8 protein-coding genes, 2 tRNA genes and 3 rRNA genes are annotated in these 13760 nt (G+C 43.7%); 6 read left to right on the top strand and 7 right to left on the bottom strand.

Annotation, left to right across the window (positions count from 1 at the left end; genetic code table 11):
* Nucleotides 1–19 precede the first annotated feature (19 nt).
* The 4 genes from rplT to thrS form a co-directional block, all read right to left on the bottom strand.
* Complete coding sequence (gene rplT, locus KCTC52924_RS01480) at nt 20–364, bottom strand: 50S ribosomal protein L20 (RefSeq protein ID WP_251809123.1); 345 nt, start codon at nt 362–364, stop codon at nt 20–22.
* Nucleotides 365–494: 130 nt separating this feature from the next.
* Complete coding sequence (gene rpmI / locus KCTC52924_RS01475; RefSeq protein WP_251809122.1) at nt 495–692, bottom strand: 50S ribosomal protein L35; 198 nt, start codon at nt 690–692, stop codon at nt 495–497.
* Between the two features lie 94 nt (nt 693–786).
* On the bottom strand, nt 787–1341 hold the full coding sequence (infC, locus tag KCTC52924_RS01470) for a translation initiation factor IF-3 (protein ID WP_370671539.1): 555 nt from the start codon (nt 1339–1341) through the stop codon (nt 787–789).
* 34 nt (nt 1342–1375) lie between these two features.
* Complete coding sequence (thrS, locus tag KCTC52924_RS01465) at nt 1376–3316, bottom strand: threonine--tRNA ligase (RefSeq protein ID WP_251809121.1); 1941 nt, start codon at nt 3314–3316, stop codon at nt 1376–1378.
* A gap of 321 nt (nt 3317–3637) precedes the next feature.
* On the opposite strand from thrS, the gene KCTC52924_RS01460 reads away from it, so the two are divergent.
* The 6 genes from KCTC52924_RS01460 (at nt 3638) to rrf (ending at nt 11145) form a co-directional block, all read left to right on the top strand.
* Nucleotides 3638–4939: a D-alanyl-D-alanine carboxypeptidase gene (locus KCTC52924_RS01460; protein WP_251809120.1), complete on the top strand. Its 1302-nt coding sequence runs from the start codon at nt 3638–3640 to the stop codon at nt 4937–4939.
* Between the two features lie 919 nt (nt 4940–5858).
* Nucleotides 5859–7376: ribosomal RNA gene (locus tag KCTC52924_RS01455) — 16S ribosomal RNA — on the top strand.
* A 78-nt stretch (nt 7377–7454) separates the two neighbouring features.
* Nucleotides 7455–7528: transfer RNA gene (locus KCTC52924_RS01450), tRNA-Ile, on the top strand.
* A gap of 190 nt (nt 7529–7718) precedes the next feature.
* A tRNA-Ala gene (locus KCTC52924_RS01445) sits at nt 7719–7795 on the top strand.
* A 226-nt stretch (nt 7796–8021) separates the two neighbouring features.
* Nucleotides 8022–10857: ribosomal RNA gene (locus tag KCTC52924_RS01440) — 23S ribosomal RNA — on the top strand.
* A 176-nt stretch (nt 10858–11033) separates the two neighbouring features.
* A 5S ribosomal RNA gene (rrf, locus tag KCTC52924_RS01435) occupies nt 11034–11145 on the top strand.
* The 16S, 23S and 5S rRNA genes sit together here with 2 tRNA genes alongside, the layout of an rRNA operon.
* Nucleotides 11146–11611: 466 nt before the next feature.
* Here rrf and KCTC52924_RS01430 read toward each other — a convergent pair.
* From KCTC52924_RS01430 to KCTC52924_RS01420, 3 genes are read right to left on the bottom strand one after another with little or no spacing between them, the layout of a single operon-like run.
* Nucleotides 11612–12280 carry a transposase gene (locus KCTC52924_RS01430; RefSeq protein WP_370671498.1) on the bottom strand — a complete coding sequence of 223 codons (669 nt, stop codon included), beginning with the start codon at nt 12278–12280 and terminating at the stop codon, nt 11612–11614.
* Nucleotides 12281–12331: 51 nt separating this feature from the next.
* Complete coding sequence (locus tag KCTC52924_RS01425) at nt 12332–13267, bottom strand: transposase (RefSeq protein WP_370671538.1); 936 nt, start codon at nt 13265–13267, stop codon at nt 12332–12334.
* A 43-nt stretch (nt 13268–13310) separates the two neighbouring features.
* Nucleotides 13311–13652, bottom strand: coding sequence for a hypothetical protein (locus tag KCTC52924_RS01420; RefSeq protein WP_026812320.1), 342 nt, complete (start codon nt 13650–13652; stop codon nt 13311–13313).
* Nucleotides 13653–13760: the final 108 nt, after the last annotated feature.

Here is a 13760-nt window from a genome sequence, read left to right as displayed (position 1 = left end):
GCGAGAGATGTTATTTAATCTATTTTACTTTGTTTACGATAGCCTTAAAAGCGTCTGGGTGGTTCATAGCCAAATCTGCCAATACCTTACGGTTTAGCTCTATGTTGTTGGCTTTTACCTTACCCATAAACTGGGAATAGGACAATCCGTGCAATCTGGCCCCGGCGTTGATACGGGTAATCCATAGCGAACGGAAAGTTCTTTTCTTGTTTCTACGGTCTCTGTAAGCATATAACATTGCTTTTTCAACCGCATTTTTTGCAACTGTCCAAACGTTTTTACGTCTTCCAAAGTAACCTTTGGCTTGCTTCATTACTTTTTTTCTTCTAGCTCTAGAAGCAACTGCATTTACTGATCTTGGCATAATTTTAATTGTTTTTTGTAGTAGGCGGTCAATTATTGACACTTTTATGTTTATTTAAGTCGTAAAGAATAATTCTACGATCGTAAATTGTTTGGCCTATCTCCAGGGTTAATAATTACCGAATAAACGATTACGTTAAACGCAATTGTTCTTTAATACTGTTAACGTCTGACTTGTGAACAAGACCAGAATGGGTTAACGCTAGCTTACGCTTTTTAGACTTCTTCGTTAGAATGTGGCTTTTATAGGCGTGCTTTCTTTTAATTTTACCTGTACCTGTAAGCTTAAAACGCTTTTTGGCACTGGATTTTGTTTTCTGTTTAGGCATTTGATTCCTATTTATTAATTATCTCGCTTACTATTTTCAATCCGACATTAGCCGGTAATTTTCCATTTATATCCCCTATTTTAAATAGGTGGATTTACTTTTTGGTCTTGGGAGCAATGAACATTGTCATCCTTTTGCCTTCCAATTTAGGCATCTGTTCTACCTTGCCTAAATCTTCCAATTCGGAAGCTAATTTAAGTAAGAGAATTTCACCCTGATCTTTATAAACAATAGATCTTCCTTTAAAGAATACATAGGCCTTTAATTTAGCACCATCCTTCAAGAATTTCTCGGCATGTTTCTTTTTAAATTCGTAGTCGTGATCATCAGTTTGTGGACCAAATCTAATTTCTTTTACGATAACCTTAGTAGCTTTGGCCTTCATGACCTTTTCACGCTTCTTTTGTTCGTATAGAAACTTCTTGTAATCTATAATTTTACAAACTGGTGGATCGGCCTTAGGGGAGATTTCAACCAAATCCAATTCCAATTCCTTGGCCTTGGTTAAGGCATCCCTTGTGCTGTACACTCCTACTTCAATATTGTCGCCAACCAACCTTACTTTGGGCGATAAAATTTTCTCATTAATATTATGGGGATTTTTATTCTCCCTCCTAGGCTGTGGTCTAAAACGTTTTCTTATTGCTATGACTCTGCTTTTTTAATTAAACTTATATATTTTTTTAAAACGACTTTAAGGTACTGTTTATTTCACTATTTACCAAGTCGGAAAAGGCTTCTAGGGTAATGGAGCCAAGATCTTCACCACCATGACGTCTAACAGAAATGGTTTCCTCTTTTTCTTCATTCTCACCAACAATCAACATAAATGGGATCTTATTCATCTCTGCTTCCCTTATTTTTTTGCCAACTGTCTCATTTCTATTATCAATGAGGGCGCGAATGTCGTTATTTTCCAAGGAATTTAAAACTTTTTTCGCATATATTTCATGTTTTTCGCTTACTGGAAGGATAATTGCCTGTTCTGGCATTAACCAAAGCGGGAAATTTCCACCCGTATGTTCAAGTAATAAGGCAATAAATCGCTCCATACTTCCAAAGGGTGCACGGTGGATCATAACAGGTCTATGCAACTCATTATCGCTTCCTTTATAAGTAAGGTCAAACCGCTCAGGAAGGTTGTAGTCTACCTGTATAGTTCCCAACTGCCAATTTCTACCCAAGGCATCCTTCACCATAAAGTCGAGCTTTGGCCCGTAAAAGGCGGCTTCCCCACTTTCAATTACGAAATCCAATCCCTTTTCCTTAGCGGCATTTATGATGGCATTTTCTGCCTTTTCCCAGTTCTCAAGGGACCCAATATATTTTTCAGGTTTTTCCAGATCTCTTATGGAGACTTGGGCGGTAAAATTATCAAAGCCCAATGAACCTAATACATATAAAGTAAGGTCTATAACATTTTTAAATTCGTCTGCCAATTGGTCTGGAGTACAGAAGATGTGGGCATCATCTTGTGTAAAGCCACGTACCCTGGTTAAACCGTGAAGCTCTCCGCTCTGTTCATACCGGTATACGGTACCAAATTCAGCATACCTCTTCGGTAGCTCCCTATAACTAAAAGGTTTGGCGTTGTATATTTCACAGTGATGTGGGCAATTCATTGGTTTTAACAAAAACTCCTCACCTTCTTTGGGTGTTTTTATAGGTTGAAAACTATCTTCCCCATATTTTTCGTAATGCCCAGAGGTGATGTAAAGCTCCTTTTGACCGATATGTGGGGTGACCACCATTTCATAACCGGCTTTTTTTTGTGCCTTTTTAAGAAATTGTTCTAGTCTGTCGCGTAACGCTGCCCCTTTTGGCAACCATAGCGGAAGACCTTGACCCACTTTTTGGGAGAAGGTAAATAGTTCCAATTCCTTTCCTAATTTTCTATGATCGCGTTTTTTGGCCTCCTCCAATAGTTCTAGGTACTCGGTAAGCTCTTTCTGTTTTGGAAAGGAAATGCCGTATACCCTAGTTAATTGGTTATTCTTTTCGTTCCCTCTCCAATAAGCACCTGCTACGCTTAATATTTTAATAGCCTTAATGATACCTGTATTTGGGATATGGCCCCCTCTACATAAATCTGTAAAGGTGTCATGATCACAGAAAGTAATGGTGCCATCTTCTAGATTTTCAATAAGTTCTACCTTGTATTGGTTTCCCTGTGAGCGGTAGAGGTCTAGGGCTTCTGCCTTAGAGGCCGAACGCATTTTAAATTCGTGTTTCCCCCTGGCGATTTCCAAGGCTCTTTTTTCAATCATCGGGAAATCCTTTTCCGATATTGTGCCCTCCCCTAAATCAACATCGTAATAAAATCCGTTTTCAATAGCGGGACCAATGGTTAGTTTTACACCTGGATATAATTCTTCCAATGCCTGTGCAACCACATGGGAACTGGAATGCCAAAAGGCAGTTTTTCCTTCCTTATCGTTCCAGCTAAAAAGAACCAAGGAGCCATCTTCATGTAAGGGGCTAACGGTCTCAACTGTTACACCATTGAATTTTGCAGAAATAATATTTCTTGCCAAACCTTCACTAATGCTTTTGGCCACCTCTAATGGAGAGGTTCCTTTTGCGTATTCTCTAACACTTCCGTCCGGTAGAGTAATTTTGATCATAGGATTCTTTTTAACAGTTGCAAAGATATTGTAAAGGGATTAGTTGGGCAACGTTGTATTGGATTGAATTTTGTTTTTTAGGAGAAATTTGCTGTTTTGAATAATTCATTGTGCTGGTAAGCTAAAGTCGATTTGAATATTAGGGGTATATTTATGTTTTTGTCTTAGACCTATTATAGTGACATAGATAGTCAAAAGATAAAGTTGTTACTTTTGTGTATTTATGGTGCGTTATCAAAAACTTGGATTCTAAATTATGAGAAGTCAAGAGGCAAGAAAATCCACTACCAAAAAACCTATAATCGACCTATTGATAAGTTTATGAAACATATCTTTCTATTGCTATCACTTTGTATCCTCTTTTCAAGTTGTGTTACTTCACGTCTCATCAAGCCAATTAAGAATTCAGAAGTATTTAAACAAGGGTTTACAGGCATTGTTATTTATGATCCCAATAAGGATAAGGTGCTATATGCACAGAACGAGGATAAGTATTTTATTCCTGCATCCAACACCAAAATGTTTACCTTTTATACCGCTTATAAAATCCTAGGCGATACAGTAAATAGCCTTAATTATAGGGAAACAAAAGATTCACTTGTATTTTGGGGTACTGGGAACCCTGCCTTTCTGCATCCTGATTTTAATGATGTTAGTGCATTGGAATTGTTAAGGTCTACTAATAAAAAGTTGTATTGGGCCGATAATTCGGAGGAGGTTACGGCTTACGGTTCGGGTTGGTCCTGGAATTGGTATAAGTATTATTACGGACCTCAAAGAACAGCGCTTCCTATGTATGGTAATATCGTTCGCTTCACAAAAGGCGCGGGGGATAGAGATCTCAGCTATTCGCCCCATTTTTTCGCAAAGGATATTCGACTCAACAAAGATATGTCTACCCTTAAGTATACTATAGATAGGGATAGTGATGCCAACCTTTTCCAATATAATATTGTTTTGGATACGGTGGAGATAGAAACCGACAGGCCATTTGCCACTTCGTCGGAACTGACTTTAGAAATGCTAATGGACACTCTTGGTAAGGAAGTGCATAAAATAGAGTACAAATTGGTAGCGGGGCTTCCGCATACTAAATTAAAAGGAGTGGAGACCGATTCCTTATTTAAGCAAATGATGACCATTAGCGATAATTTCCTGGCGGAACAATTATTGGTATTGGCATCTGATAAATTGTTCGATTCTTTAAATATTGGAAAGGTAATAGAGTATGCTGAAAAAAATTATTTAAGTGATCTGCCAGATAAGCCTGTATGGGTAGATGGATCTGGACTCTCCAGTCATAATAAATTTACGCCAAGAAGTATCATAGCCCTCTTAAAGAAAATACGGGAAGAAATACCCGAAGAAAAGATCTACGCCTTTTTTCCTGCCGGCGGAAAATCAGGAACCATAAAATCCTGGTATGCCTCGGGGAATGCAAAACCATATATCTATGCTAAGACTGGAACCTTAGACGGAACGCATTGCTTAAGTGGATATCTCCTTACCAAAAGCAATAAGATGCTCTACTTTAGTTTTATGCACAATAACTATATAATAGGTACCAATGCGTTGAAACAGGAAATGCAAAAGCTGTTGTTTCCTTTTTATGAAAGATATTAAGGCCTTGTTGCTGTGTAGATGGCGTTTTTGAACTTACCTGCGGGCTATGTATTAGTGTTTATTTGGGCGTTCCCTCCTTCGTCGGGTCGGGCTTTCCGCTGTATCCCTTGCGATGCTTCGGGGATGCCGCTTCAATCCCTGCCTATCGGCTGGCGAGCCTAACGCGGTGCGTTTAACGTTTCCGCTCCGCGATTGTCTATCTTCTTATAAAGTAGTTGCTTCATTACTTGATGTGGTGTGATTGATGTTTGACCACTATGCGGCCGTGGCAGGCCACAGGGCGCTTTGCTTTGGGGGTGGGGCGTATAATGTCCCAGGTGTAATTCCGCATCCTAAGCTCGCCATGCCTATTCAACACCTATATATAGATGTCCTAGGCTTTTCTTAGTATTGAAAAGACAGCTCGCTTTAGCGACAACGCCTAGGTCGCGCATCATCCAAAGCCCTGTTCCGTACATCTGTCTCAATACTCAATACTAATATCTCAATACTTTAGTATTGCAAAAACCTGTTTTACAGTCTTTTGTGTTGTGGTATTAAAAAAAGGAAAAAAACTTATTAAAAAAGCTTGTGGGATTTAAAAAGGGGTGGTAGATTTGCACCCCGCAAACGAAGTGAAAGTGAGTGAGCGGCAGGTGAGCAGATCACCACGTTATTTGAAATTCCTGATTCGAAGTTGCCGAGTAAAAAAAGAAATTAATTTTTCTCAAAAAAAAGCTTGTCAATTTAAAAAAGGGTTGTACATTTGCAGCCGCTTACGGAAACGGAGTGAAGGAAAATAAAGAGATTAAAAGTTCTTGGACATATTGTAAAGACAGCGTATCATGATCTGGCGACAGATTGTGATACAGAAAAGAAAACCGAAAATACGGGCCGGGCATTCTACTCCTGATGGTTGATCGAAGTAATTTAAGAATCAACGATGAAGAGTTTGATCCTGGCTCAGGATGAACGCTAGCGGCAGGCCTAACACATGCAAGTCGAGGGGTAACAGGGAGCTTGCTCCGCTGACGACCGGCGCACGGGTGAGTAACGCGTATAGAATCTGCCCTTCACTGGGGAATAGCCCGAAGAAATTTGGATTAATGCCCCATGGTCCCTTAGTATGGCATCATATTAAGGGTAAAGATTACGGTGGAGGATGACTATGCGTCCCATTAGTTAGTTGGTAGGGTAACGGCCTACCAAGACTGCGATGGGTAGGGGCCCTGAGAGGGGGATCCCCCACACTGGTACTGAGACACGGACCAGACTCCTACGGGAGGCAGCAGTGAGGAATATTGGACAATGGGCGAGAGCCTGATCCAGCCATGCCGCGTGCAGGAAGACGGTCCTATGGATTGTAAACTGCTTTTGTACGGGAAGAACAAGGGGCACGAGTGCCCCTCTGACGGTACCGTAAGAATAAGGATCGGCTAACTCCGTGCCAGCAGCCGCGGTAATACGGAGGATCCAAGCGTTATCCGGAATCATTGGGTTTAAAGGGTCCGTAGGCGGGCCATTAAGTCAGGGGTGAAAGTCTGCAGCTCAACTGTAGAATTGCCCTTGATACTGGTGGTCTTGAGTTATAGTGAAGTAACTAGAATATGTGGTGTAGCGGTGAAATGCATAGATATCACATAGAATACCGATTGCGAAGGCAGGTTACTAACTATATACTGACGCTGATGGACGAAAGCGTGGGGAGCGAACAGGATTAGATACCCTGGTAGTCCACGCCGTAAACGATGGATACTAGCTGTCCGGCAGCAATGCTGGGTGGCCAAGCGAAAGTGATAAGTATCCCACCTGGGGAGTACGTCCGCAAGGATGAAACTCAAAGGAATTGACGGGGGCCCGCACAAGCGGTGGAGCATGTGGTTTAATTCGATGATACGCGAGGAACCTTACCAGGGCTTAAATGTGGTCTGACAGCTTTAGAGATAGAGTTTCCTTCGGGCAGATCACAAGGTGCTGCATGGTTGTCGTCAGCTCGTGCCGTGAGGTGTCAGGTTAAGTCCTATAACGAGCGCAACCCCTGCCGTTAGTTGCCAGCATGTAATGATGGGGACTCTAACGGGACTGCCGGTGCAAACCGCGAGGAAGGTGGGGATGACGTCAAATCATCACGGCCCTTACGTCCTGGGCCACACACGTGCTACAATGGCCGGTACAGAGAGCAGCCATGCCGCAAGGCAGAGCGAATCTATAAAACCGGTCACAGTTCGGATCGGGGTCTGCAACTCGACCCCGTGAAGCTGGAATCGCTAGTAATCGGATATCAGCCATGATCCGGTGAATACGTTCCCGGGCCTTGTACACACCGCCCGTCAAGCCATGGAAGCTGGGAGTGCCTGAAGTCCGTCACCGTAAGGAGCGGCCTAGGGCAAGATCGGTAACTAGGGCTAAGTCGTAACAAGGTAGCCGTACCGGAAGGTGCGGCTGGAACACCTCCTTTCTAGAGTATTTGCCATTGGGAGTAGGGCGCAAGCGCCCGTTTATTCGGTTTTCTGTTTTTACATATACTAATATAGTGAGTCTCATAGCTCAGCTGGTTAGAGCGCTACACTGATAATGTAGAGGTCGGCAGTTCGAGTCTGCCTGAGACTACAAATTACAACGTAGGCGAGGTGCGGACAAGAAGTTCATACTGCTGTAAGCAGTAAGTCTGCCTGAGACTACAAATTACAATTTTGTTCTTCGGGACACACGTTCATTGATTGAAAGTATTGAATTAGGAAATTCTAGAAGTTGGGAAACCTGACGACTGTAAAGTGGCATCTGCCGACTTATAGAACACGGGGGATTAGCTCAGCTGGCTAGAGCGCCTGCCTTGCACGCAGGAGGTCATCGGTTCGACTCCGATATTCTCCACCAAAACGCCAAAGGTGCAAACCTATGGCAGAGAACGGCAAGTTCTTGGTCTTTTTTTTTAGACCATGGGCGAACTGTTGGAAAGTTCATTGACATATTGGGACAGGGTGCGCAACAGATTCAGGTCTTTGCGTACACTGAAAAAGAAACACAAAAGTAAAGTAAAGTACAAGTACAAGAGTGTCCCCTAAGGCAGCCGCCAAGGGGGGCGTATAATATAAAAGGTCTGGCGACAAGCTAGATAAGGGCGTATGGGGAATGCCTAGGCTCTCAGAGGCGATGAAGGACGCGATAAGCTGCGAAAAGCTGCGGGGATCGGCACACACGATATGATCCGCAGGTATCCGAATGGGGCAACCCACCATATTGAAGATATGGTACTCCGCAAGGAGGGCAAACCCGGTGAACTGAAACATCTAAGTAGCCGGAGGAGAAGAAAACAAAAGTGATTCCGTAAGTAGTGGCGAGCGAAAGCGGATTAGTCCAAACCGATGTTGTTCCGGCAATATCGGGGTTGTAGGACCGCGACATTTAATGTGTAATGAATCAGAATCCTTTGGAAAGAGGAACCATAGAGGGTGATAGTCCCGTAAGAGCAAAGAGCATAATTGATAGCGGTATCCTGAGTAGCGCGGGGCACGTGAAACCCTGTGTGAATCCGGCGGGACCATCCGCCAAGACTAAATACTCCTGAGAGACCGATAGTGAACCAGTACCGTGAGGGAAAGGTGAAAAGAACCCTGAACAAGGGAGTGAAAAAGATCCTGAAACCATACGCCTACAAGCGGTCGGAGCCCCTTCGTGGGGTGACGGCGTGCCTTTTGCATAATGAGCCTACGAGTTACTTTTACTGGCAAGGTTAAGCACTTCAGGTGCGGATCCGTAGCGAAAGCGAGTCTGAATAGGGCGCCATAGTCAGTAGTAGTAGACGCGAAACCGTGTGATCTACCCATGGGCAGGTTGAAGCAGTGGTAACACACTGTGGAGGACCGAACCCGTTGACGTTGAAAAGTCTTGGGATGACCTGTGGGTAGGGGTGAAAGGCCAATCAAACTCGGAAATAGCTCGTACTCCCCGAAATGCATTTAGGTGCAGCGTATACATAGTTTTATAGAGGTAGAGCTACTGATTGGATGCGGGGGCTTCACCGCCTACCAATTCCTGACAAACTCCGAATGCTATAAAATGTTTGTGTGCAGTGAGGGCATGGGTGCTAAGGTCCATGTCCGAGAGGGAAAGAACCCAGATCACCAGCTAAGGTCCCCAAGTATATACTAAGTTGATATAACGCGGTGGAACTGCATTGACAGCCAGGATGTTGGCTTGGAAGCAGCCATTCATTTAAAGAGTGCGTAACAGCTCACTGGTCGAGCGGTTCCGCATGGATAATAATCGGGCATAAGTATATCACCGAAGCTGTGACTTCCATTAATTTGGAGGGGTAGGGGAGCATTCCAGGGGTGTTGAAGCGGATCTGTAAGGCTCCGTGGAACGCCTGGAAACGAAAATGTAGGCATAAGTAACGATAATGCGGGCGAGAAACCCGCACGCCGAAAGACCAAGGTTTCCCCAGCTATGCTAATCAGCTGGGGGTCAGTCGGGACCTAACGCGAACCCGAAGGGGGTAGTGGATGGACAACAGATTAATATTTCTGTACCTGCTCACATTAAAAGTGACGGGGATGTGGCGTTGGTGCGTACTGACGGAATAGTACGTTGAAGGGAGCGGTAACGCCCCGATAGTACACCGAGGCTTCGGCCAAGGTGATAATCCAGCTTAACATCCTCCGAGAAAACCAAGTGAAGCAGCCCGTACCGCAAACCGACACAGGTGGTTGGGATGAGTATTCTAAGGCGCTCGAGAGATTCATGGCTAAGGAACTAGGCAAAATAGACGCGTAACTTCGGGAGAAGCGTCGCCCCCCTCCGGGGGGGCCGCAGTGAAAGAGTCCAGGCGACTGTTTATCAAAAACACAGGGCTCTGCAAAATCGAAAGATGAAGTATAGGGCCTGACACCTGCCCGGTGCTGGAAGGTTAAGAGGAGATGTCATTCCTTCGGGGAGAAGCATTGAATTGAAGCCCCAGTAAACGGCGGCCGTAACTATAACGGTCCTAAGGTAGCGAAATTCCTTGTCGGGTAAGTTCCGACCTGCACGAATGGTGCAACGATCTGGACACTGTCTCGGCCATGAGCTCGGTGAAATTGTAGTATCGGTGAAGATGCCGGTTACCCGCAGTGGGACGAAAAGACCCCGTGCACCTTTACTATAGCTTCGTATTGACCTTGGGCAACCAATGTGTAGGATAGCTGGGAGACTTTGAAGCTGCGCCGCTAGGCGTGGTGGAGTCATTGTTGAAATACCAGCCTTTGTTTGTCCGGGGCCTAACTCCCTTATGGGAGGACAATGCGTGGTGGGTAGTTTGACTGGGGTGGTCGCCTCCAAAAGAGTAACGGAGGCTTCTAAAGGTGCCCTCAATACGGTTGGCAATCGTGTGCAGAGTGCAATGGCACAAGGGCGCTTGACTGAGAGACATACAGGTCGATCAGGTACGAAAGTAGAGCATAGTGATCCGGTGGTTCCGCATGGAAGGGCCATCGCTCAAAGGATAAAAGGTACGCCGGGGATAACAGGCTGATCTCCCCCAAGAGCTCATATCGACGGGGGGGTTTGGCACCTCGATGTCGGCTCGTCACATCCTGGGGCTGGAGAAGGTCCCAAGGGTTGGGCTGTTCGCCCATTAAAGTGGCACGCGAGCTGGGTTCAGAACGTCGTGAGACAGTTCGGTCTCTATCTACTGTGGGCGTTAGAAATTTGAGTGGACCTGACCCTAGTACGAGAGGACCGGGTCGGACTGACCGCTGGTGCACCAGTTGTTCCGCCAGGAGCATCGCTGGGTAGCTATGTCGGGATGGGATAAGCGCTGAAAGCATATAAGCGCGAAACCCGCCACAAGATGAGATTTCTTTAAAGGGCCGTGGGAGATGACCACGTTGATAGGCCATAGGTAGAAGTGCAGCAATGTACGTAGCCGAGTGGTACTAATTGCCCGTTGGCTTGCGCAAACGTCGCCCCGTGGGAAACTGCGGGGCGCAACAAACCTTTTTTTTTCAAGAACAAGTACCTTACCTTATATTTGCCGTTTCCAGTGTCATCCTGTCCCTTTAATATGTCAACGATATTGCGCCCTAGTGGCGCGGTGAACACCTCCCGTAATAGCGGGTTGTGCTAACCAACGATTTAAGGTGGCCATGGCGACGGGGCCCACCCCTTACCATTCCGAACAGGGAAGTTAAGCCCGTCTGCGCCGATGGTACTGCTACACTAAGTGGGAGAGTAGGCCGCTGCCTTTTTTTAAGAGTCCCTTCATGATTTCATGGAGGGACTTTTTTTTTGTTTTATAATTCTTATAGTGGCACGCCCTTGGCGTGATCAGTTCCTGTGGCCCTTTGTGCTTCGCTTCGCTTGCACCCAGGGACAGTCACTGATGGCTAATTTTATCTATTTATGGTTTAACTTATAATGGCACGCCTTTGGCGTGATCAGTTCCTGTTACCACCTCTACTGCGTTTCACTTGTAGATGTGGACAGTCACGGATAGGCCGCTGCCTTTTTTTAAGAGTCCCTTCATGATTTCATGGAGGGACTTTTTTTGTTTTATAATTCTTATAATGGCACGCCCTTGGCGTGATCAGTTCCTGTTACCACCTCTACTGCGTTTTACTTGTAGATGTGGACAGTCACGGATAGGCCGCTGCCTTTTTTTAAGAGTCCCTTCATGATTTCGGATCAAGCAATATTTTTGGGGAGTGCCATAAATTAGGCATATAATTTAGTTAGTCTAAACAAGAAAAACCTAACATCTCTTACCCCTCTGAACATTGCCCTGAACTCTTTAATTTTTGCATTAAAAGATTCCGCAGAAGCATTGGTACTCCTATTATTAAAATAGTTCAAAATCGGTTTGTAATGCATTTGTATAGACCTTGCTATGGTATTGAACGACTTAAAGTTTGAGTTTTCTACTTCGTTATACCAATGTGCCAATTTTAGTCTTGCTACATCCTTGTTCGTATTGTTTTCATAGATAAAGCATAATGCTTGGGCCAACTTATAAGCTTTTTCAATACTTGGGTATAGTTGAAATAATACTTCCGCTCTTTCTATTTGTCCCACAGTCCATTTGGTCTTTGATTTAAATAACAGATATCGACTTCTGGTCAGCAACTGTCTATGGGTATCTCCGTTAGTGAGAAGTTCTGGTCTATATGTTTTTTCTGTTTTCCGAGCTTCCTCAATGGCTTTGTTTTCCACTTCTATAACTTCCCATCTTAATCGGATACGTTCTTCCTGGACGGCTTCTGAGGCTAGTTTTTGAACATGAAAATACTTGCATGGTAATCTGTATGCACAATAGCCCGGACAGGAGGGGTTGTGAAATTGTTTTATACCGGCAAATAGGAGATTTGGTCTTTTTTGCAGTACCAAATAAAGGCGTGCTAAATAGGATCAAGCAATATTTTTGGGGAGTGCCATAAATTAGGCATATAATTTAGTTAGTCTAAACAAGAAAAACGTGACATCTCTTACTCCTCTGAACATTGCCCTGAACTCTTTAATTTTTGCATTAAAAGATTCCGCAGAAGCATTGGTGCTCCTATTATTAAAATAGTTCAAAATCGGTTTGTAATGCATTTGTATAGACCTTGCTATGGTATTGAACGACTTAAAGTTTGAGTTTTCTACTTCATTATACCAATGTGCCAATTTTAGTCTTGCTACATCCTTGTTCGTATTGTTTTCATAGATAAAGCATAATGCTTGGGCCAACTTATAAGCCTTTTCAATACTTGGGTAAAGTTGAAATAATACTTCCGCTCTTTCTATTTGTCCCACAGTCCATTTGGTCTTTGATTTAAATAACAGATATCGACTTCTGGCCAGCAACTGTCTATGGGTATCTCCGTTAGTGAGAAGTTCTGGTCTATATGTTTTTTCTGTTTTCCGAGCTTCCTCAATGGCTTTGTTTTCCACTTCTATAACTTCCCATCTTAATCGGATACGTTCTTCCTGGACGGCTTCTGAGGCTAGTTTTTGGACATGAAATCTATCGGTCACGATTTCTGTTTTAGGGAAACATTTTTTAGCGATCAAATTCATATTTCCGGCCATATCGACAGTAACTTCTTTGACCATATTTCGTCTTTCCACAGGGATTTTATCAAGTACATTGATGACGTCATCCGCTTTAGTTCCCTTGATAATGGCCACTATACAACCTTTCTTTCCGTTAGCTCCTTTATTGGTTAAAATCGTGTAGAGCTCACCGTTGGACAAAGAGGTTTCATCCAAACTTAAATAGTAGCCTAAATTTTTTCCAAAGAGCAACCAATCTTGTGAATGTTTCTTTTGTGGCCAATCCTTGAAGTCGCTAAGATGGTTTTTGTAGTGATACTGTAGGGTTTTGCCATTAATTTTATAATAGTCGCCAAACCGTTTAGCGCTTACGGCATGGGTGTCAAGCGATACCTTTTAAAAAAGAGGCAAACTCGCTGGTTATCCGAGTGCCTTTAGCTATTAAATTCCAATCTCTTTTTATGATCTTTCCCGTATCCATAAGAGTCCAGCGCCTACGCTTTATATGGAGCAGTACCGATTTACCTCTTAAGGGGAAGTCCTCAACTGTTATCTCTGGCAGGAAGCCTTTGGACTGGGCTATTTCTGATTGGTGCTCTTTGGGGAGCACGTTCTTTTCTTCTAAGTAAAAATGAATCTTACCTTCTGATGATTTATGGCCTACAATTTCAAAGTAATCCAAAACGCCTTCTGGCAATAAATACCGCACTAATTCTATATCCAAGATCTAATCTCTTTGTTGTCAAAGATAAAGATTCTCCCCAAGTTTTACACTTGACGCGCTAAATAGTGTTCGATTTGGAGACCTTATTAGTAATTTCACGGCCATTTT

Origin of the sequence: Arenibacter antarcticus, from assembly GCF_041320605.1 — a bacterium.
Classification (GTDB): domain Bacteria; phylum Bacteroidota; class Bacteroidia; order Flavobacteriales; family Flavobacteriaceae; genus Arenibacter; species Arenibacter antarcticus.
Note: the sequence above shows the minus strand (reverse complement) of the source record. Positions and strands in the feature narration are given on the sequence as shown.